This window comes from Acinetobacter sp. 809848 (genome assembly GCF_000581275.1).
GTDB lineage: Bacteria > Pseudomonadota > Gammaproteobacteria > Pseudomonadales > Moraxellaceae > Acinetobacter > Acinetobacter pittii.
In genome coordinates, this window is sequence record NZ_JEXG01000040.1 from 1 (window position 1) to 20,582 (window position 20,582).

At 38.9% G+C, this 20,582-nt stretch carries 24 protein-coding genes; 9 read left to right on the forward strand and 15 right to left on the reverse strand.

Annotated elements, in window-relative coordinates:
- The 4 genes from purL to J536_RS20750 all read left to right on the forward strand — a co-directional run.
- Positions 1 to 2,479 (forward strand): phosphoribosylformylglycinamidine synthase (gene purL / locus J536_RS20735; RefSeq protein ID WP_032063832.1); only part of this gene is annotated, 2,479 nt, incomplete at its 5' end.
- A gap of 77 nt (positions 2,480 to 2,556) precedes the next feature.
- Positions 2,557 to 3,762, forward strand: coding sequence for a multidrug effflux MFS transporter (locus J536_RS20740; RefSeq protein WP_032055197.1), 1,206 nt, complete (start codon positions 2,557 to 2,559; stop codon positions 3,760 to 3,762).
- Between the two features lie 200 nt (positions 3,763 to 3,962).
- Positions 3,963 to 4,088, forward strand: coding sequence for a KGW motif small protein (locus J536_RS26430; RefSeq protein WP_002118600.1), 126 nt, complete (start codon positions 3,963 to 3,965; stop codon positions 4,086 to 4,088).
- A 68-nt stretch (positions 4,089 to 4,156) separates the two neighbouring features.
- Positions 4,157 to 4,474, forward strand: coding sequence for an NGG1p interacting factor 3 protein, NIF3 (locus J536_RS20750; protein WP_032055200.1), 318 nt, complete (start codon positions 4,157 to 4,159; stop codon positions 4,472 to 4,474).
- Here the strand turns inward: J536_RS20750 and J536_RS20755 are convergent.
- Positions 4,471 to 5,271 (reverse strand): enoyl-CoA hydratase-related protein, encoded by an 801-nt coding sequence (locus J536_RS20755; protein WP_032055202.1) that lies wholly within the window; start codon positions 5,269 to 5,271, stop codon positions 4,471 to 4,473. The genes J536_RS20750 and J536_RS20755 overlap by 4 nt on opposite strands.
- A 109-nt stretch (positions 5,272 to 5,380) precedes the next feature.
- On the opposite strand from J536_RS20755, the gene J536_RS20760 reads away from it, so the two are divergent.
- Positions 5,381 to 5,956, forward strand: coding sequence for a nicotinate-nicotinamide nucleotide adenylyltransferase (locus tag J536_RS20760; protein WP_002119001.1), 576 nt, complete (start codon positions 5,381 to 5,383; stop codon positions 5,954 to 5,956).
- An 11-nt stretch (positions 5,957 to 5,967) separates the two neighbouring features.
- On the opposite strand, the gene J536_RS20765 is transcribed toward J536_RS20760, so the two are convergent.
- From J536_RS20765 to dapD, 8 genes are all read right to left on the reverse strand, one after another.
- Positions 5,968 to 6,330 (reverse strand): glyoxalase superfamily protein, encoded by a 363-nt coding sequence (locus J536_RS20765; RefSeq protein ID WP_005067793.1) that lies wholly within the window; start codon positions 6,328 to 6,330, stop codon positions 5,968 to 5,970.
- An 11-nt stretch (positions 6,331 to 6,341) separates the two neighbouring features.
- Positions 6,342 to 6,911: a CAP domain-containing protein gene (locus J536_RS20770; protein ID WP_005073120.1), complete on the reverse strand. Its 570-nt coding sequence runs from the start codon at positions 6,909 to 6,911 to the stop codon at positions 6,342 to 6,344.
- A 118-nt stretch (positions 6,912 to 7,029) separates the two neighbouring features.
- Positions 7,030 to 7,491, reverse strand: coding sequence for a peroxiredoxin (locus J536_RS20775; RefSeq protein WP_032055206.1), 462 nt, complete (start codon positions 7,489 to 7,491; stop codon positions 7,030 to 7,032).
- Between the two features lie 17 nt (positions 7,492 to 7,508).
- Positions 7,509 to 8,195, reverse strand: a complete 687-nt coding sequence (locus J536_RS20780) for a diphthine--ammonia ligase (protein WP_032055208.1) — start codon at positions 8,193 to 8,195, stop codon at positions 7,509 to 7,511.
- A 97-nt stretch (positions 8,196 to 8,292) separates the two neighbouring features.
- Complete coding sequence (locus J536_RS20785; protein WP_005073124.1) at positions 8,293 to 8,709, reverse strand: hypothetical protein; 417 nt, start codon at positions 8,707 to 8,709, stop codon at positions 8,293 to 8,295.
- 16 nt (positions 8,710 to 8,725) lie between these two features.
- Positions 8,726 to 9,394 carry a 7-cyano-7-deazaguanine synthase QueC gene (gene queC / locus J536_RS20790; protein WP_002118843.1) on the reverse strand — a complete coding sequence of 223 codons (669 nt, stop codon included), beginning with the start codon at positions 9,392 to 9,394 and terminating at the stop codon, positions 8,726 to 8,728.
- 40 nt (positions 9,395 to 9,434) lie between these two features.
- Positions 9,435 to 10,145 (reverse strand): 7-carboxy-7-deazaguanine synthase QueE, encoded by a 711-nt coding sequence (gene queE, locus J536_RS20795; protein WP_032063834.1) that lies wholly within the window; start codon positions 10,143 to 10,145, stop codon positions 9,435 to 9,437.
- A gap of 98 nt (positions 10,146 to 10,243) precedes the next feature.
- Positions 10,244 to 11,065 carry a 2,3,4,5-tetrahydropyridine-2,6-dicarboxylate N-succinyltransferase gene (gene dapD / locus J536_RS20800; RefSeq protein ID WP_002118664.1) on the reverse strand — a complete coding sequence of 274 codons (822 nt, stop codon included), beginning with the start codon at positions 11,063 to 11,065 and terminating at the stop codon, positions 10,244 to 10,246.
- A gap of 294 nt (positions 11,066 to 11,359) precedes the next feature.
- Here dapD and carO point away from each other — a divergent pair, with 294 nt between their 5' ends.
- Positions 11,360 to 12,088, forward strand: a complete 729-nt coding sequence (gene carO, locus J536_RS20805; protein ID WP_032063836.1) for an ornithine uptake porin CarO type 4 — start codon at positions 11,360 to 11,362, stop codon at positions 12,086 to 12,088.
- 94 nt (positions 12,089 to 12,182) lie between these two features.
- On the opposite strand, the gene J536_RS20810 is transcribed toward carO, so the two are convergent.
- The 6 genes from J536_RS20810 to J536_RS20835 form a co-directional block, all read right to left on the reverse strand.
- A complete protein-coding gene (locus J536_RS20810) occupies positions 12,183 to 13,106 on the reverse strand; it encodes a CysB family HTH-type transcriptional regulator (protein WP_002118601.1) in 924 nt (307 codons plus the stop codon).
- Between the two features lie 71 nt (positions 13,107 to 13,177).
- Positions 13,178 to 14,239 carry a sulfate/molybdate ABC transporter ATP-binding protein gene (locus tag J536_RS20815; RefSeq protein WP_002118816.1) on the reverse strand — a complete coding sequence of 354 codons (1,062 nt, stop codon included), beginning with the start codon at positions 14,237 to 14,239 and terminating at the stop codon, positions 13,178 to 13,180.
- Positions 14,240 to 14,250: 11 nt separating this feature from the next.
- The gene (cysW, locus tag J536_RS20820) at positions 14,251 to 15,135 is read right to left on the reverse strand and encodes a sulfate ABC transporter permease subunit CysW (RefSeq protein WP_002118746.1); all 885 of its coding nucleotides are present in this window, start codon (positions 15,133 to 15,135) and stop codon (positions 14,251 to 14,253) included.
- Entirely contained in the window at positions 15,132 to 15,965 is an 834-nt protein-coding gene (gene cysT, locus J536_RS20825; protein ID WP_032055212.1) for a sulfate ABC transporter permease subunit CysT, read from the reverse strand. The genes cysW and cysT overlap by 4 nt, the downstream gene beginning before the upstream one ends.
- A gap of 80 nt (positions 15,966 to 16,045) precedes the next feature.
- Complete coding sequence (locus J536_RS20830) at positions 16,046 to 16,654, reverse strand: RBBP9/YdeN family alpha/beta hydrolase (protein ID WP_032055214.1); 609 nt, start codon at positions 16,652 to 16,654, stop codon at positions 16,046 to 16,048.
- Between the two features lie 30 nt (positions 16,655 to 16,684).
- On the reverse strand, positions 16,685 to 17,692 hold the full coding sequence (locus J536_RS20835) for a sulfate ABC transporter substrate-binding protein (protein ID WP_001212602.1): 1,008 nt from the start codon (positions 17,690 to 17,692) through the stop codon (positions 16,685 to 16,687).
- Positions 17,693 to 17,955: 263 nt separating this feature from the next.
- Between J536_RS20835 and pabC the strand changes: the two genes are divergently transcribed.
- The 3 genes from pabC to tmk are packed head-to-tail and all read left to right on the forward strand — an operon-like array spanning position 17,956 to position 20,449.
- On the forward strand, positions 17,956 to 18,768 hold the full coding sequence (gene pabC / locus J536_RS20840) for an aminodeoxychorismate lyase (RefSeq protein ID WP_002118496.1): 813 nt from the start codon (positions 17,956 to 17,958) through the stop codon (positions 18,766 to 18,768).
- A 1-nt stretch (position 18,769) separates the two neighbouring features.
- Positions 18,770 to 19,840, forward strand: coding sequence for an endolytic transglycosylase MltG (gene mltG / locus J536_RS20845; protein ID WP_032063838.1), 1,071 nt, complete (start codon positions 18,770 to 18,772; stop codon positions 19,838 to 19,840).
- A gap of 9 nt (positions 19,841 to 19,849) precedes the next feature.
- Positions 19,850 to 20,449, forward strand: coding sequence for a dTMP kinase (tmk, locus tag J536_RS20850; protein ID WP_032055218.1), 600 nt, complete (start codon positions 19,850 to 19,852; stop codon positions 20,447 to 20,449).
- The last annotated feature ends 133 nt before the right edge of the window (positions 20,450 to 20,582 follow it).

A 20,582-nucleotide genomic window follows, 5' to 3' on the forward strand; every position in this document is an offset into this window, starting at 1 on the left:
TACAATGGGTGAAAGCCTTGATTTCGCTTCTGTACAACGTGAAAACCCAGAAATGGAGCGCCGTTGTCAAGAAGTAATCGATACTTGCTGGCGTTTAGAAGACTTCAACCCAATCGTTTCTGTACATGACGTTGGCGCGGGTGGTCTATCAAATGCTATGCCTGAACTTGTGAATGATCATGAGTTAGGTGCAGTTCTTAACCTTCGTAAAATTCCTTCATTAGAGCCGGGCATGAGCCCAATGGAAATCTGGTCAAATGAAGCTCAAGAGCGTTATGTTCTTGCAATTCGCCCAGAGTCTTTAGAACAGTTCGAATCAATCTGTGCTCGTGAACGTTGTCCATTTGCCGTGTTAGGTGAAGCAACTGAAGCTCGTCATTTAACTGTTGAAGATCCATTGTTCCAGAACAATGCAGTTGATATCCCAATGCAAGTAATGCTTGGCGGTACACCGCGTATGCAACGTTCTTATGAAACAATTGAACGCAAAGGTAACGAATTTGACGCTTCAAAAGTTGATTTGAAAGATGCGATTTTCCGTGTATTGAAAAATCCTACAGTTGCGTCTAAGTCATTCTTAATCACCATTGGTGACCGTTCAATTACAGGTATGGTTGCACGTGACCAAATGGTTGGTCGTTGGCAGATTCCTGTTGCGGATGCAGCAGTAACGACTACGAGCCTACAAGGGTTCACTGGTGAAGCAATGGCAATGGGTGAACGTCCACCAGTTGCATTGTTAAATCCAGCAGCATCTGCTCGCTTGGCAGTTGCTGAAGCAATTACCAATATTGCATGTGCAAACATTGAACAAATTAGCGATATCAAACTTTCTGCAAACTGGATGGCTGCTGCTGGTCAAAAAGGTGAAGACCAAGCATTGTTTGAAGGTGTGAAAGCGATTGGTATGGAAATGTGTCCTGCTTTAGGAATTGCGATTCCTGTAGGTAAAGACTCGCTTTCAATGCGTACCACTTGGAATGATAATGGTGAAGATAAAGCTGTAACATCTCCAATGACTGGTGTAATTACTGCATTTGCTCCAGTAGCTGATGTTCGTAAGACTTTAACACCTGAACTTAAGAATTTAGAAGACTCAGTACTTGTCCGTATTGATTTATCTAAAGGACAATTCCGTTTAGGTGGTTCTATTCTTGCGCAAGTATATAAAGCAATTGGTTCAATCACTCCAGACGTTGATAGTTTTGATGATTTCAAAGCGTTCTTTGCTTTAATTCAAGATTGGAACAACCGTGGCTTGATTCAAGCTTACCATGACATCGGTGATGGTGGTTTACTTGCAACTGTTGCTGAAATGATGTTTGCTGCACGTTTAGGTGTTGCATTAGAAGACCAAACTCCAGCAAGTTTGTTTGCTGAAGAAATTGGTGCAGTTGTTCAAATCAAAGCAGCTGATTGGGAAGCTTTACAAGCAGAAGTTGCTGCTTCTAGCTTAAAAGATGCAATTGCTGTAGTTGGTCGTGTAAACAACACAGATCAATTATCTGTAAACGGTTTGACTTTAGAGCGCGCAGAGTTACAACAGGCTTGGTCTGAAGTATCTCATCAGATCCAACGTTTACGTGATAACGTAGAAACTGCTGACCAAGAATTTGCTTTAATTGCAGATAAATCACATCAAGGCTTAATTGCTAAACCAACATTTGACTTGAATGAACCTATCGAAGCACCATTCATTAACACACGTCGTCCTAATATGGCGATCTTGCGTGAGCAAGGTGTAAACGGTCATATTGAAATGGCAGCAGCCTTTGATAAGGTTGGTTTCAATACCGTTGACGTGCACATGAGTGATTTACTTGCTGGTCGCGTTAGTCTAAGTGATTTTGAAGGTTTAGTAACTTGTGGCGGTTTCTCTTACGGTGACGTAATGGGTGCTGGCGGTGGTTGGGCAAAATCTGTATTGTTCAATGCGAAATTACGTGATCAGTTTGAACAATTCTTCCATCGTGAAGATACGTTCAGCTTAGGTATCTGTAATGGTTGCCAAATGTTGTCACAATTAGCACCACTTATTCCAGGTGCTGAACATTGGCCACGTTTCCACCGCAATATGTCAGAAGTTTTTGAAGCTCGTAGCGTAAACGTTCGTGTTGAAAAAACTGTTTCTGTATTGCTTAATGGAATGGAAGGTTCGATTTTACCGATTGCTGTAGCACACGGTGAAGGTCGTGCAGTTGCGAGTGAAGCTGATATTGCAGGCTTGAATGCAGCGAATCAAGTTGCTTTGCGTTATGTTGACAGCCATGGTAACCCGACTCAACATTATCCATTGAATCCGAATGGTTCGCCGGAAGCGATTACTGGTGTAACATCTAAAGATGGTCGTGCAACGATCATGATGCCACACCCAGAGCGTACTTTCCGTGCAATTCAACACTCTTGGAGTCCAGAAGAATGGACTGAGGATGGTGCATGGTTACGTATGTTCCGTAATGCACGTAAGTTTATCGGGTAATATAAAAGTTGAAATAAGCCACCGTAAGGTGGCTTATTTGTATGTAGTACGATATTAATAAATAGCAGAGAAGAAAAATGAAATCAAAAATCCATTTCCATGAATTTGCATTACTAATGGCATTGCTCATGTCTATTGTTTCTTTTTCAATAGATGCAGTCCTACCTGCTTTGGGCGAAATCGGACGAGTTTTTGACTTAAAAAATAATAATCAGACACAGTGGGTCATTATTGGTATTTTTTCTGGTATGACGATTGGTCAACTGATTGCTGGCCCTCTATCCGATGCGATTGGCCGTAAACGTATTTTATTCACAGGAATTGTTATTTACTTTCTGGGAAGTTTGTTGTGTTTTACCACACAAAGTTTTGAATGGTTTCTAGTTGGACGTTTCATTCAAGGGGTTGGCGTATCAGGTCCTTACGTGGCTTCTATTTCAATTGTTAGAGATAAATACAGTGGGGCTCAAATGGCCCGCATCATGTCTTTAATTATGATGGTGTTTATGGTTGCCCCAGCAATTGCACCAAGTTTGGGCCAGCTCATTATCCATTTCTTTGGTTGGCGTGAGATCTTTGTTTTATATATGGCCTATGCCACAGTTGTGGGGGCATGGGTTGCTTTACGTTTGGAAGAGACGTTGCTTCCCGAAAATCGTTTACCTATGCGCCTACAAGCATTTCAAGAGGGCTTTAAAGAAGTAGTGAGTAATAAAACCACCATGAGCTATTTGCTATGTGCAGGTTTTTGCTTTGGTGGATTTATTGGTTACTTAGGTACTTCTCAGCAAATTTTTATGCAGCAGTTTGGTAAAACAGGGCAAGAGTTTAGTGCTTATTTTGCTGTGCTCGCAGGTGTGATGGGAATCGCTTCATTTACAAATTCTAAAATTGTTATGAAGTTTGGTATGCGTCCAATCTGTATTTATGGCTTTCTAGGTTTGTGCTTAATTTCTTTAGTTTTCTTAGGAATTCAACTTTTAGGTGTGGCTATTTCATTCTGGATGTTTATGCTTTATGCCTGCATTTTATTTTTATTATTTGGAACTTTATTTGGAAATTTAAATGCAATTGCAATGGAACCGATGGGGCATGTTGCAGGTATGGCATCGGCCATTATTGGTGCAGCATCCTCCGTTTTGTCACTTATTCTGGCATCTATTATTGGGCAATTATATAACGGTACATTAATACCAATGACTGGCGGCTTCGTCATTTTATGTGGTTTAGCATTTATGATGACAATATATGAGAACAGATATTTAAAGAAATCGAATGCTTAAAATTATAAAGACGCAGCTAGCACACTGAAATTTAAAATTTTGTTCAGAATAAGAGCTACATATAAATGAGTGTAGCTCTTTTAAGCATTTTAGAAAAATTATAAGTCTATAGACATTCGGCTATTTAACACTTTATAGTTTGTTCAAAATTGGATCAATTTTTGCTTTCTCTGTAACAACGATAAAAATCGGAGATCAAAATGATGAAAAATAAGTATCACATAAGAACAATGTATACCAAAGATAAGGGCTGGCGCTTGTTTGGCTTGGCGCTTGCCATTCAAATCCTCTTTATTGGAGCAAATTATTTGGTAATGATGAGCTGACTTTGATTTAGAAGCTTTTTTAACGGTATGATTTAAAGCAAGTTCACTAGTTTTGAGTCATTCTACCTATGTTAAAGCTGATTTATTACGTGCCAGATTCACATCTTGAGTCGACTAAACAAGCTATTTTTTCTGCTGGTGCGGGTGGTATCGGTAATTATGAACACTGCGCATGGCAAGTGAAAGGAATAGGGCAATTTAAACCCATCAAAGGTGCAGATCCTTATATCGGAGAGCTGGGTGAACTTGAACAAGTTGATGAGTGGCGAGTTGAAACAATTGTAATTGAAGAAAATGCACAGGCTGTAGCAAAAGCATTAAAGGCAAGCCATCCTTATGAAGAGCCTGCCTTTGAGTTTATTCAAATCATAGAAATTGATTTTTAATTAAACTGCGAGAAATCTGGTTTACGTTTCTGCATAAATGCTTGTACAGCTTCTAGCATTTCTGGAGATTGAACGCGTTGCATAAAGATTTCAGCTTCATGATCAATACATTCAATAATTTGATCTAAATCATGTTTCATCAATGCTTTGGTTTGTTTTAATGAGGCAAGTGGTAAAGCTGCTAAATGTTGAGCGGTTGCCTGAGCAGATGCATAAGCATCTTCAACAACTTCATTAACTAAGCTTGCTTGTACTGCGGTTTCTGCATTAAATTTTTTCGCAGTAAATAGAAGTTCAGCTGCTTTGTGATAACCCGCTTGTTTAACCAATAATTGGCTTGCACCGCCTTCTGGAGAAAGGCCAAGACTTACAAATGGAATTTGGAAAAGGGCGGTATTGTCAGCAAAAACTAAATCTGCATGTAATAAAATCGTAACACCAATACCAATAGCCACACCTTTTACTGCAATAATAAGTGGCTTCGATAATCTAGCAGCAGATTTAAGGAGTACAAACGGAGGAACTTGACCTGCTGGGCCTAGATTGGGATTTTGTACAAAACCCATAAAATCTTTCATGTCATTACCAGCGGTAAAATCTTGCTCTACACCACGTATAACGATTACTCGTACATCTTTGTCTTGGTCAGCTTCATCAAGTGCTTTGGCAATCCATAAGTAAAGTTCGCCATACAGTGCATTTTTTGCTTCTGGGCGATTTATGGCTAAGGTGAGTACGCCACCTTCTAAATTTGCGTGTAAATGTTGATGAGGTTGTTGAATACAGCTAAGTGTCATCGTACTATCCTTGCTTTAAACCACGTTGTTAATTTTTAGGTTCTCATTATGGCGCATATTTTTTGTAATGCGGTTAACTGGTGAGTTCATAAAAAGTGAAAATCTAATTATGTATAAATTTGACTATCTCGTTTTTATAGGGCGTTTTCAACCATTTCATTTAGCTCATATGCAGACAATTGAAATTGCCTTACAACAAAGCCACTATGTCGTTTTGGCATTAGGTTCTGCTCAAATGGAACGTAATATTAAAAATCCGTTCTTAGCAGTAGAGCGCGAGCAAATGATCTTGTCAAATTTCTCGTTAGAAGAGCAAAAACGCATTCGTTTTGTACATGTAGTAGATGTTTATAATGACGAAAAATGGGTAAAACAAGTCAAATCTTTAGTGAATGGCGTAATTGAACCGAACTCAAAAGTTGGTTTGATTGGACACTTTAAGGATGAGTCTTCATATTATTTACGACTATTTCCTGAGTGGATTATGGTTGAGCTTGATAGTTTAAAAGACTCTATCTCGGCAACACCAATGCGTGAAGCTTATTATCGTGGTGAAATCCAAACCGAATTTTTCCCTGTAGGAACTATTCAATTTTTAGATGAGTTTAAAAAAACACGCACTTATCAACAGTTACAACAACGCTTTGAAGAAGATGATCGCTCTAATTTAGATGATTTTGAGTAAATGTATATCGATTAAGCATCTGCCCAAAAGATAATTCGGTTGGAAAAAGGATCGGTGATACTGAGTTCAAGTGTCTCCCAATCTGTTTTTTCAACCTGAGGCTTAGAAAATTTATAATTTTTTTGGCTTAGTTCACTATGCAGCTCGTAAATATGTTCCCAATAAATACGGATCGCACTATGAGGACTCGCATCTCCAAAATGCTCAGATAAATGAATAACGCAATCATCTTTAGAAATTTGTAAATATAACGGAAAGTTGTCTTCAAATTGGTGTTGCCAATCAAGCTGAAAACCTAAGAACTCAAGATAAAATGATTGAGCTAACTCGACATCAAAAATTCTTAAAATAGGGGTGATCGAACCTGATTGCATCTTTTTTCCTTTTAACGTGTACCAAATTGTTGAGTCCAATAGCTCTTTTGTTTTACAGATTGATCAGAAGCACAAGCAATTGCATAGGTTGTAAATTTAGGGTTCATTAGGTTACTACAATGTAGGGGACTCGACAGCCATCTAGACATCACTTCATCTAATGTTTTCTGTCCACTCGCGACATTTTCACCATTGGCTTTACCGAGTGTATTATAAATTTTCAAACGTGATTTTAAATCTAGTCCCGTGGAGCCAACATGTCCGAGAAAGTTGTGTGTTGCCATATCTTCACTATGAGAAAGTGCACCTTTATATAAATTATTACTCCAACTTAATGGTCTGGTTGCAGCGAAATGTTGTTGTCCACATTGGCGTGATTGCTGGCGAATTTGATTAATTATTTTAAGTACGGTTTGTTGATAGGCAGGGTTTTGTAAATCTTGGCAACTTATTTTTATAGGTGGAGTTTCAACTTGCGTGGTAGATGGTGTAATTGAGGGCGGCATACTGGATGAACTAACGGAGCAAGCAGAGATAACAAGACCACTAGACAGTAAATTACAAACTTTGAGCAGACTCATGTAAATACCTTAGCGTGAATTATTCTAATGTCTTTATCATACGCCAAAGTAAAGGAGTAAGTAATTTGTTCATATACAAAAAACGAGCATTATGCCCGCTTTTTGTTTCTTAAGTTTATTAAGCTGTTTGTAGAGCTTTTAAGTCTTCTAGAACTTGCTCTGCATGCCCAGCTGCTTTAACTTTGCGATAGCTTTTAACTAAAGTTTTGTTATGGAAAATAAAAGTAGAACGTTCAATACCCATTACTTTTTTACCATACATATTCTTTTCTTTAATCACATCAAAGTGATGACAAAGAATTTCTTCTTTATCACTGATCAGATCAATAGTAAGTGCTTGCTTCTCTGTAAAATTTTGATGGGCTTTTACCGAGTCACGTGAAATACCGAAAATACGGGTATCTAAAGCATCAAACTGATCTTTCAAACAAGAAAAACCCACTGCTTGTGTTGTACACCCTGGTGTTGAATCTTTAGGATAGAAGTAAATAATTAGCCATTCATTTTCGACTTCGGTCAAGTTCACTTCGCCGTGTGTAGTAGGGAACACCTGATTTGGCAGTTGAATATTCTCAGACATTTCTTATCCTTTAAAAGTTAAATTTGATTTAATTCAAGTGGTAAAAAAGCGTATTCCTCATGATAAACAATATTGAGTTTTCTTACAGGGATTGCTTTGTTAAAAATTGGCCCATCAATCACGGTCGTATGAAATTCACCGCCCTCACCACATGGATCAATGCCACGGTTCTCAAGCTCTTGGATATATTCTAAAGTTAAAGTTTTTCCTAAATCTCCTACCTTCATCCCGAGTTTAAGGTTTACGGTCACCACTACACTCTGGAATCCAAGTTGAATAAATTCTTCAACAACTTCACGATGCGGACGTAGCCAAAGAGGCATTGCTAATTGAAGACCCACTTGTTGCGTTACTCGATCATGCCAACAGCCGTGTTCAGGCATATCAAGGTCACCTGTAACCAGTACCTCGGCTCCTTGTTGCTTTGCTTGATTGAGTAATTCAATAAACTTTACTTCATAGTCATTCCAACTTGATGAAGCCATAAGCACGGGCAAACCGATTGCTTTAGCTTGTGCTTGAATAATATCAAGAGGCATAGCATGTGAGCGAGAACGTTGGCCTTGTTCTTCTAGCATTACGATCAACCCAATCACTTCGCCTGTCTGCATTGCATGGTAGAGTGCTAGAGAACTATCTTTGCCTCCACTAAATGAGACAATAGACCTTTTATGGTTAGCATTAGTTTTCCATTGTTCTTGCATAGCTTACATCAAATGAATTGGTCAAAAGTGCTGTCATTTTAACAGAGCTATAAAAAAAGCCTGCATAAATGCAGGCTTAATTTGGGACATTAAAATCTTATTTCTTAGGAGCTTGTTGTTGAGCTGCCTTCATTGCATCTTCAGTTAACTTTTCAAGCTTAGTTGTTAACTGAGGACCAAAACATGCTTTAAGATCACGGTTTTGTTGTTGTACAAATCCTAGAGAACTTGGGCTTTTCTTCGCATTGATTGCGCTTTGGATTTCCCATTTTTGTGCTTCAGTCACTTTACCTTGTGCTTCAACTTGGCAGCTACAGAATTTGCTAACTTCAGATGAACTTAACTTGCCGCCTTTAGCAGTTTGTTCTTTACAAACGTTAACTAATGCACCTTTAACGTTAGTACTTTTATATGCCGCTTGAACTGGGTTTTCAGCTGCTTGAGCTGACCCAGCCATAAGTGCAGCTGCTGAGAATAAAGATGAAAGAATAAGATTTGATTTTAACAACTTCATAAATTTTACCTACTTATTACGGTATATAGCGTGTTGGATCGGTAACACCAGCATCGATAAAGCCTTCTTTACGCAAACGGCAACTGTCACATTTACCACACGCACGTCCTTGAGCATCTGCTTGGTAGCAAGATACCGTTTGACTATAGTCTACGCCATGTTCAATCCCTAAACGTATGATATTCGCTTTGGATAAATGTAACAGGGGTGTTTCAAATTTAAGTGGTTTTCCTTCTACGCCAGCTTTAGTTGCTAAACGGGCCATATTCGCAAAAGCATCAATAAATTCAGGGCGACAATCAGGATATCCTGAATAATCAACAGCATTGATACCAATAACAATAGCTTCAGCATTAAATACTTCAGCTGCTGCTAGAGCATATGAGAGGAAAATAGTGTTACGCGCTGGTACATAAGTTACAGGAATACCTTCTTGTAACTGTTCTGGTACTGCAATGTTGTGATCTGTAAGTGCTGATCCACCTAAATTTGCTAGATCAATATTAATTACACGATGTTCAACACCTGAACGCTGAGCTAATGCTTTTGCAGCATCAAGTTCAGTGGTTGAGCGTTGACCATACATAAAACTAATAGCAATACATTCATAGCGCGCTTGTGCCCAAGCTAGGCAAGTGGTTGAGTCTAAGCCGCCTGAAAGTAAAACAATGGCACGAGAGCGCATATTTTTCTCCATATTCGGAATGATTTATTTTATTGAGTGATTAACGACCTGATTCATCATTCCAAAGCAGTTTATGTAACTGAAGTTGAAAACGAACAGGTAATTTATCATCAAGTATCCACTGTGCCAGATCACGTGCTAGACGTGGCAGGCCTACAGCACCTTTTTCAACCGCAAAGGCAGGGGAGAACCAAACGGTACTGACTTTGGTTTGCAGTTGATATTTTTCAACTTGTTGCTTTGACCATTCATAGTCTTCACGATTACAAATCACAAATTTGATTTGGTCACGTGGTGTTAAATGGTCAAGATTACTGATGAGATTGCGATGTTCTTCACCAGAAGTTGGAGTTTTTAAATCGAGGACTTTTGAAACACGGAGATCCACTCTTGATACATCAAGGGCTCCACTGGTTTCTAAAGAGACGTCAAAACCTGCTTCACATAAACGTTGTAATAAAATCAAACAGTTTGGCTGAGCAAGAGGTTCACCACCTGTCACACAAATATAAGGTGTTTGAAATTGTGTAGCTGTTTCAATGATATGTTCAAGTGAAAAACGCTCGCCACCTTCAAAGGAATAGGTGGTATCGCAATAGCTACAACGTAATGGACAGCCTGTTAGACGAATAAATACAGTCGGTAGGCCAGAGGCATTTGCTTCACCCTGCAACGAGTAAAAAATCTCGGTAATGCGTAAACCGGACGCAGGGTCTGAGACAGGAATTGCAGAGGAACGTAAGGAAGCCATTCTAGAAATACCACACTATATAAAAAATAAAATCTCTACGATCAGTTTGATCGTAGAGATGAGGAGCGATTAAAGCTCCGCAACAGAGTTATAACAAATTAGTCAGCGCGTAACAAATCGTTCAAGCTTGTTTTTGAACGTGTTTGCGCATCAACTTTTTTCACGATAATTGCAGCATATAAGCTGTAAGTACCACATTTAGATGGCAAGCTGCCTGAAACTACAACTGAACCTGCTGGTACACGACCATAATGGATTTCGCCAGTTTCACGGTCATAAATTTTAGTTGATTGACCGATGAAAACGCCCATTGAAATGACTGAGCCTTCTTCAACGATAACGCCTTCAACGATTTCTGAACGCGCACCGATAAAGCAGTTGTCTTCAATAATAGTTGGGTTAGCTTGTAATGGTTCTAAAACACCACCAATACCTACACCACCAGATAAGTGAACATTTTTACCGATTTGAGCACATGAACCTACAGTTGCCCATGTATCAACCATTGTGCCTTCATCTACATAAGCGCCAATGTTGACATAAGATGGCATTAACACCACGTTTTTAGCTTGGAAGCTACCACGACGTGCTACAGCAGGAGGAACAACACGAACACCTGCAGCTTTAAATTGCTCTTCAGTCCAACCAGAGAATTTAGTTTCAACTTTGTCATAGAAACGAAGATCACATGACTCGATTGGTTTATTGTCATTCAGTTTAAATGATAATAAAACAGCTTTTTTTAACCATTGATGAACAACCCATTCACCATTGATTTTTTCAGCAACTCGAAGTGTACCGTTATCTAAACCAGCAATTGCTTCTTCAACAGCTTGGCGAATTTCGCTTGAACAATCTGCTGCAGTAAAATTTGCGCGGTCTTCAAATGCTTGCTCAATGATTGTAGAAAGCTGAGACATGATCTTCCTTCCATAAAAAATTTTAAAGATTTTACACTAATTTGTGACAAGAATCTTTCAAAAACGTGTTACGTTTAATTGATGATATAAATGAGATAAACCAAAATAAGCTTATTAGATAATCAAGTGTTTTTTACACAAAAATGATTTGAAAATAAAAATTTAACTCAATTTGTATCAAAAAATAACAGAAATCTAGCATTTTTTGTATAAAAAAGAATCTAAGCTGTCATTATTATGATTTCAGTCACAAGATGAATAAATTAAAAACAGAGCCTTTTTGAGGAGAAAACTATGAAAGCATTACGTGTATTAGTCACTACAACAGCTTTATTCGCTGCTGGCGCTGCTATGGCAGATGAAGCCGTTGTTCATGACAGCTACGCATTTGACAAAAACCAATTAATTCCTGTGGGGGCACGTGCTGAGGTAGGTACAACTGGTTACGGTGGTGCTTTGTTATGGCAAGCAAACCCATATGTAGGTTTGGCTCTTGGTTATAATGGTGGTGACATTTCATGGACAGATGATGTTTCTGTAAATGGTACTAAATATGACCTAGATATGGATAACAATAATATCTACTTAAATGCTGAGATTCGTCCATGGGGTGCAAGTGCTAACCGTTGGGCTCAAGGTTTATATGTAGCTGCGGGTGCTGCTTATTTAGATAACGATTACGATCTAACTAAACGTTCGCAAGACGGTACTATTAAAGTAAATGGTAATAATTATAACTTTAATGGTTCAGTGGATGGTAAATTAAGTTATAAAAATGATATCGCTCCATATTTAGGTTTTGGTTTTGCACCTAAAATCAATAAAAACTGGGGTGTATTTGGTGAGTTAGGTGCTTACTATACTGGTAACCCAAGTGTAAATCTTAAATCAAATGGTACATTTGTTAATGTTAATGGTGCTGACTTTGATAAAGACTTACGTGCTGAAGAAAACGAAATCCGTAATGATGATAAATACCAATGGTTACCAGTTGGTAAAGTTGGTGTGAACTTCTACTGGTAAGATCGCAAAAGAAAAAACGAGCTACGGCTCGTTTTTTTTGTACTTAATAAAATAAATAAAAGAGCTAAAAAGCTCTTTTATTTATTTTTAATTTTTATTCGTCTGGGTAAGCAATTTTCTTAAGCGCTTTAATATCCGCATCAGGTGAGCATAAAGAAATAAATTCGTAACCATAACCGCGTAATAAGTGGCCTTTGCGAACCGCAATCCATGTAGTATTAACACCAAAAATATCAGTTTTGGTTTGCTTTAAACGATAATCACGTTCTGTATCATAAGCCACGTCATTGACAATCCCGACACCCATGCCAAGTTCCACATAAGTTTTGATAACATCGGCATCAAGAGCTGACATTACGATATCTGCATCTAGGTGAGCTTCTTCAAAGGCTTTATCAATTTTAGATCGGCCTGTAAAACCACCATGATAAGTAATGAGTGGATATTCTGCTAAAAGTTCTAGAGTGATCTTATCCGCCTGCACCAGAGGATGATTTTGCGGGGTAATAATACTGTGCTGCCATTGATAGTAAGGAATACTAGCCAGATTTTCTTCAGTTGTTAAAGACTCAGTTGCAATTCCAATATCCGCTTCGCCTTGTAAAAGCATTTCTGAAATTTCGACAGGGCTAGCTTGTTGTAAAATCAAATGAACTTTTGGAAATAATTTCTTAAATTGATTAACGATTGGAGGCAATACATAACGCGCTTGTGTATGCGTAGTTGCGATCGTTAATGTTCCTTCATCAACCTTATTAAAATCTTCAGCAAGCCGTTTAATATTTTCAGCATCCACTAACATGCGTTCAACAATGCTAAGAAGTGACTGTCCTGGTTCAGTTAAACCTAAAAGGCGTTTACCTTTACGAACGAAAAGTTGAACACCTAATTCATCTTCTAAATCTTTGATGTGTTTACTTACACCCGATTGAGATGTGTAGAGTGCAGCCGATGCTTCCGTCAAGTTAAAGTTTTGGCGTACTGTTTCTCGGATAATTCTTAATTGTTGAAAGTTCATTTACACTTTTCCTCAAAAGAGGTGAGGAGCGTCTAAAGATCCGCAAGATATTTCCTCACCAAATATATTTCTTAAGCAACTTGGTCTGCAAATAAGTGCAATTGAGATGCGCTCACCCAAACAGTTTGATTAGGTTTAAATGCATGTAATTTTGCAGCTTCACTGCTCAGAGCAATTTCAATTAAACGTCCATTACGGTCTTGTAATTCGGCCACTACTTTTCCAGCAATCCAGATTTCACGTACAAAAGTCGCTTCAATGGTATTCGCTTGCGGTTGCGAGTGAATATGTAACTCATCTGGACGGGCAAAAGCAATCACTTTTCCTTGAGGTGCCTCAACTGCTGTTGGTAATTGAATACGGTCATTACCGATACGGATAATACCTTCCGTATGTTCACCTTCAAATCGATTTGCCTGACCCAAGAAATCAAACACAAATGGCGTTGCAGGTTTTTCATAAACTTCACGAGGTGAACCGATTTGCTCAACATTACCTTTATTCATGACAATAATCTGGTCTGCAACCTCAAGTGCTTCTTCTTGATCGTGAGTCACGAAAATTGAAGTGATATGCAATTCATCATGTAAGTTGCGTAACCAGCGACGTAATTCTTTGCGTACTTTGGCATCTAGAGCGCCAAATGGTTCATCGAGTAATAACACGCGAGGTTCTACTGCCAAAGCACGGGCTAAAGCAATACGCTGACGTTGTCCGCCAGAAAGCTGAGCAGGGTAGCGGTCTGCTAAAAAGCCTAGTTGAACTAGATCAAGTAAACGAGTGACACGTTTTTTAATTTCAGCTTCCGAAGGACGGGTTGCACGAGGTCGAACACGTAAACCAAAGGCAATATTGTCAAATACAGTCATGTGACGGAATAAAGCATAGTGCTGAAATACAAAGCCGACCTGACGCTCACGCACATGTACATTAGTCGCATCTTCACCTTCAAGTAAAACCTGACCGCCATCGGCTGACTCTAGACCTGCAATGATACGAAGCAGAGTCGTCTTACCACAACCAGATGGTCCAAGTAGCGCAACCAGTTCACCCTCTGGAAAGTCTAGGGAAATATTTTTAAGCGCATGGAATGCACCAAAGTGTTTTTCAATATTTTTAACTTGAATACTCATGATTTCATTCCTTACGAATCAGTTGAATGCGGTTCTGGTTTATCTTGATGTAGCTCTAACCAAGTTTTTAAAATCAGTGTTAAAAGAGCTAAGAAGGCAAGCAGTGAGGACACGGCAAAGGCTGCGCTAAAGGTGTACTCGTTATATAAAATTTCAACATGCAGTGGCAGGGTATTGGTTTCACCACGGATATGACCAGAAACCACTGATACTGCGCCAAACTCACCCATTGCACGGGCATTACACAAAATCACGCCGTAAATCAGACCCCATTTAATGTTAGGGAGGGTGACCTTCCAAAAAGTTTGCCAACCTGAAGCACCGAGTACAATTGCTGCTTCTTCTTCCTCTGTTCCCTGAGCTTCCATGAGTGGAATTAACTCACGCGCCACAAAAGGAACTGTAATAAAAATGGTTGCTAAAACAATTCCAGGTACGGCATATAAAATCTTGATGTCATGATCCATTAACCAGCCGCCGAACCAACCTTGCGCACCAAAAATTAGAACAATCATTAAACCTGCAATAACAGGTGAAACCGAAAAAGGCATATCAATGATAGTGGTTAAAATTGCCTTGCCTTTAAACTGGAACTTAGAGACAGCCCAAGCTGCAGCAACACCAAATATCACATTAATTGGAACTGCAATTGCTGCGGTGAGTAATGTTAATTTCACTGCTGATAAGGTATCTGGATCAATCAAAGCCTGAACATAGACTTCAAGTCCCTGTTTAAATGCTTCTACGAAAACTAAAATGAGTGGCAGCATGAGGCAACTGAGGAAAAAAATCAGTGCAATTGTAATAAGGGTATAACGTACCCAAGTTGGCTCACGTGTCGCATCACGAGACTGTAACTTCAAAGCAAGTGCGTTGCTGTCGGTATGTAAATTCATGTGATGTTTCTCCCTGTACGACGGTTTGCCCATGCTTGAAGTAAGTTAATGACAAATAGAATGATAAAAGAGAGAACTAACATGACCGCTGCAATGGTCGTTGCACCTGCATAATCATATTCTTCAAGACGAGAAATGATCATCAGCGGTGCAATTTCTGTTTTAAATGGCTGGTTACCTGCAATAAAAATAACAGAACCATACTCACCCACGCCGCGAGCAAACGCTAAAGCAAAGCCTGTAAATAGAGCAGGTAGTAAGATGGGTAAAATAATTTTAGTAATGGTCTGCCAACGATTTGCACCAAGTGCTGAAGCTGCTTCCTCAAGTTCGGTTTCAATATCGCTGAGTACTGGTTGAACGGTCCGAACAATAAAAGGAATACCAATAAATACCAATGCCAGCGTAATCCCGATAGGCGTATAGGCAACCTGAATACCAAGTGGTTCCAGATATTGACCTAACCAACCAGTAGGTGCATAGAGTGAAGTCAGTGCAATACCAGCAACTGCGGTTGGAAGAGCAAAAGGTAAATCGACCAATGCATCAATTAGACGCTTTCCTGGAAAGTTATAGCGGACAAGACACCAAGCCAAAAGCAGACCAAACACAACATTAATAAATGCTGCGATTAAAGCTGAACTAAAGCTGAGTTGAAGCGATTTCAAAATACGCTCAGACGTTAAAATTTCCCATAATCCGTCCCATCCGATTCCAAATGATTTGATAAAGACTGCGGCTAATGGAATAAGCACAATAAAAGAAACGTAGGCGAGGGTGAAGCCCAAAGATAGACCAAACCCAGGCAGCACTCGGGATCGCTGCGACATGATATTTCCTCAAAGAGAAAAGCCTGCTGAAACCAGTAAGCGAATAAAAAAAGATAAACAGTGCGGTATAAAGATTGGTATTAAGCAAATTTCAGAGAGAAATGTGCTTTTACCGGGTCGATAGATGAGTGACTACACATCGAATCTTCTGGGATCAAATAGTTCAGCAAATCCGGGAATGGCCCAAAACCTGAGGCAACATTAATATGGCCCACTTCACCAAGATTAACGGGATTTAACTTCCATGATTTTGCAAGTTGTAACGCATCAAAAAAGCCGAGCCATGGATCATTTTCACTAATGAGTAGCGTTGCAGGCACATCAATTTTTAATTGATGAAAATAATCTTTGTAGTCGGTCAAGCTATGGCGAGCAAACCCTGCTTCCCCAAAGCGTGCCGGATTCGCTGGAGCGACTAAAATTAGTTTCTTAACTTGGCTTCTTAATTCTGGATGCTCAGCCAAAGCAGCTACACTCGTTAAGCATCCAAAACTATGTGCAACAATTTGAACAGGAGCTTGAGCTGCTTGAACTGTTTTAACGAATTGCTCAACCCATTCGCTTAATACAGGTCTATCCCAGTTTTTTTGCTCAACACGAGAACTAGACACGAGTTGACGCTGCAACCAAGATTGCCAATGCTGATGTTCACTGCCACCTACACCCGGAACAATTACAGTGTGAATCATGTCTGTTCTCCTTACCTTTAGTGCAAAGAATTACTTCTCTGCACTATTGATTTTCACGATTTGATCGAAAACACCACCATTATCGAAGTGTTGTTTTTGTACTTTTGTCCAACCACCAAACTCTTTGTCGATTGTTACAAGCTTCAATGGCTTAAATACATTGCTGTATTTTTTAAGAACAGCTGCGTTACGCGGACGGTAGAAGTTACGTGCTGCAATTTCTTGACCAGCAGGTGAGTACAAATAGTTGAGATAACCTTTAGCAATCGTTAAGTTGCCTTTTTTAGCTGCATTCTTCTCCACAATTGCAACTGGAGGCTCAGCTAATATCGAAAGAGACGGAGTAATAATTTCAAATTTGCCCGGCTGTTCACGAATAGCTAAATGAGCTTCATTCTCCCAAGCCAGTAATACATCACCAATGCCACGCTCAGCGAAAGTAGTCGTCGCACCGCGAGCACCAGAGTCTAGAACTTTAGTATGTTTATAAATTTGGCGAACGTATTCTTGTGCTTTCGCATCATTGCCGCCTGGTTGATGTTTTGCCCAAGCCCAGGCTGCAAGATAGTTCCAACGAGCACCACCAGAGGTTTTCGGGTTTGGTGTAATGATTTCTACACCTGGTTTGATTAAATCAGCCCAGTCTTTAATTTGCTTTGGGTTGCCTTTACGCACCAAAAATACAATGGTTGATGTATATGGCGTTGAGTTTTGTGGCAGTTTTTTCTGCCAGTTAGTTGGAAGTAATTTTGCTTTTTCAGCAATTTCATCAATATCTGCTGCAAGTGCTAATGTCACCACATCTGCATTTAAGCCATCGATAACCGCACGAGCCTGTTTACCAGAGCCGCCGTGTGATTGCTTAAACTCAATATCTTGACCAGTACGTTGTTTCCAGTAAGTACCGAACTGTTTGTTGAAATCTGTATATAGCTCACGAGTAGGATCGTAAGAAACGTTTAAAAATTCTTGGGCTGCAAATGACGAAACAGAAAGAAGTGCAGCGATAACCCCGACTTTTAATTGAGAAAAACGCATGAGATAAGTCCTCAAAAAATATGAAATGTTCAAAACATGAACGCAGAATAGCGCTAGTCTTTATTCTAAAAAAATAATAAAAAACGAATTTAATATGAAAAAAATAGAAATAATAAAAAGAGATAAACTATTCTTAAATCTTGATATATAACAAGTTTCAAAAGCAGATACGAAATCGGTATAATTTTTTAAAATCAATCATTTATTATTTAAATGAAAGGTGTTGTATTGTTGTGCGGCTTTTAGCAAAGGATGGAGCAAACATGTGGTGTTTTAAAAATGGGCAACCCGTTGAGACTATTCCTTTATTAGATAGAGCCTTTCATTATGGAGATGGATGCTTTACCACAATTCGTGTCTTTCAAAATCAGATTGAGCTTAAAGAAAGGCACTGGCAACGTCTAAAACTTGCATGTCAAAAACTGTCTTTAACTGTAAATTTTGAATTAATCGAACTGAGTTTACAGCAGCTGCAAAAGCAGAACCTTGTACTCAACGGCACTTTAAAAATTGTGATTAGTCGTGGGGAAGGCGACCGCGGTTATAGTCTGCCAAAACATGAAGCTGATATTTATATCTGGTTTTATCCAAAAGCTTTAGAGCCGTTTGTGCCTGACTCTATCCAGTGCGGTGTTTTAAATCAGGCCCTAGGTTTAACCATGCCGAGCTTGGTCGGGCTTAAATCTTTAAACCGTCTTGAGCAAGTATTGCTAAAAAAAGAAGCAGATCAACTCGGGTGGGCTGAAGCATTAGTTACTGATGTACAAGGTTATATTGTTGAAGGGGTCAGTAGTAATTGTTTTATTCGTTTAAATGATAGATGGATTACTCCTGAACTTCGCTATAATGGCGTCCACGGTGTAATGCGGGCAGAAATTCTGGCGCGTATGCAGCACCATGGTATTGCCTGTGAAGTACGTGTGATTGAATTAGATGAAGTATCTGAAATACAAAGTCTATTCTTTTGTAATGCTTTAAACCCTATGCGAGTGGTAACTCATTTAGGCGAAAAAACGCTAGATACACAGGCATGCATAGATTTATTTCATATCCTTAACTTAAATCAGATTCATTAATATGCCGAAGCCACCTGTGAATGCGAAAGCAAAAAACGCCAAGAAAAATAACAAAAAACAAGCTCCAAAATTTTCTAAGCGATTGGTTCTAATTGGCCTTTTTATTGTTTTAATTTCTACTTTTGCCATTTTATGGTCAAGTTTGTTTAAGGCTTATCCTATCGAAGGCAAAAAACAGATGTTATCTATTACATCCGGGGAAACTTATTCTGGTTTTATTGATCGTTTGGCAAAAGAAGATAAAGTTAGCTTTCCTATCGTATTAAAGCTTTATCAAAAGTTTATGATTCATGACAGCATGAAAGCTGGTGTGTATGAAATTGAACAAGGGATGAGCGTAAGACAAGTATTAGAGATGTTATCTGACGCTGATAATGCTCAGATGAATCGTGTTTTGGTGATTGAAGGTACAACTTTTAAGCAGCTTATTACTGCATTAAAAAATGATAAAAATGTAAAAAATACAATATTGGATTTACCTAATGATCAGCTTATGAAAGCGCTTGGGATTCCTTACAATCATCCAGAAGGCTTATTCGCGCCGAATACTTATTTCTTTGCAAAAGGCGAGACTGACAAGAAAATTCTTACCGATTTATATCATCGCCAAATAAAAGCTTTAGATACAGCTTGGGCAAATCGCGTGCCGAATTTACCTTATAAAGATAAATATGAAGCATTAATTATGGCTTCTATTATTGAGAAAGAAACAAGTTTAGACAGTGAACTTACACAAGTTTCTGGAGTTTTTGTCCGCCGTTTAAAACTTGGTATGCGTTTACAAACGGATCCAACTGTTATTTACGGAATGGGTAATAACTATAAAGGCAACATTACCCGAGAAGACCTGCGTACTCCAACACCATATAATACTTATACCATTAATGGTTTACCGCCAACTCCAATTGCTTTACCAAGCCAAAAGGCAATTGAAGCAGCGTTACATCCAGATGATTCAAATAACATCTATTTCGTAGCGACTGGTAATGGTGGACATAAATTTACGGCAGACTTGCAAGCTCATAATCAAGCAGTGCAAGAATATTTATCCGTGTTGAGATCGAAGAAATAAGGAAAAGAGATGTTTATCAGCTTTGAAGGCACGGAAGGGGTAGGTAAAACTACACTCATTCGAAAAATTCATCAGCATTTTGAAGAGCAAGGCAAACAAGTTATTTTAACTCGAGAGCCGGGGGGCACACCGTTAGCTGAGCAAATTCGTTCGATGCTTTTGGCGGTGAATCATGATGAAAATATGAGTCATGATACCGAGTTATTACTCATTTATGCAGCACGTGCTCAACACTTACAACAAGTTATTTTGCCTGCTTTAGAAGCTAACAAAATTGTATTAAGTGATCGCTTTACCGATGCGAGTTTTGCTTATCAATGTTCTGGCCGTGGTTTAAGCCAAGATAAATTACAACTTTTAAATCAGAACTTCGTTTCACGCATGCCGGAGGTGACTTTCTGGTTAGATGCACCGATTGAACTTGGTATGAACCGTGCACGTGAACGTGGAGCTTTAGACCGTTTTGAACAAGAAAAGTTAAGCTTCTTTACTAAGGTTCGTGAAGGTTATGAAACCTTATGGAAAGCTGAGCCTGAGCGTATTAAACGTTTAGATGCTACACAAAGTCCAGATCAGGTGTTTGAGCAAGCTCTACAATATTTAGCATAGGCCATCGGATTAGCCACTCTCATATTTTTGGGAGTGGTGAAAAATGACGCTAATTCTGATTTAAAACGTCATAGAAAATATCTGTTATTTTCTTATGCTATCTTACATATGATTTATAGATTGAAGAATAACA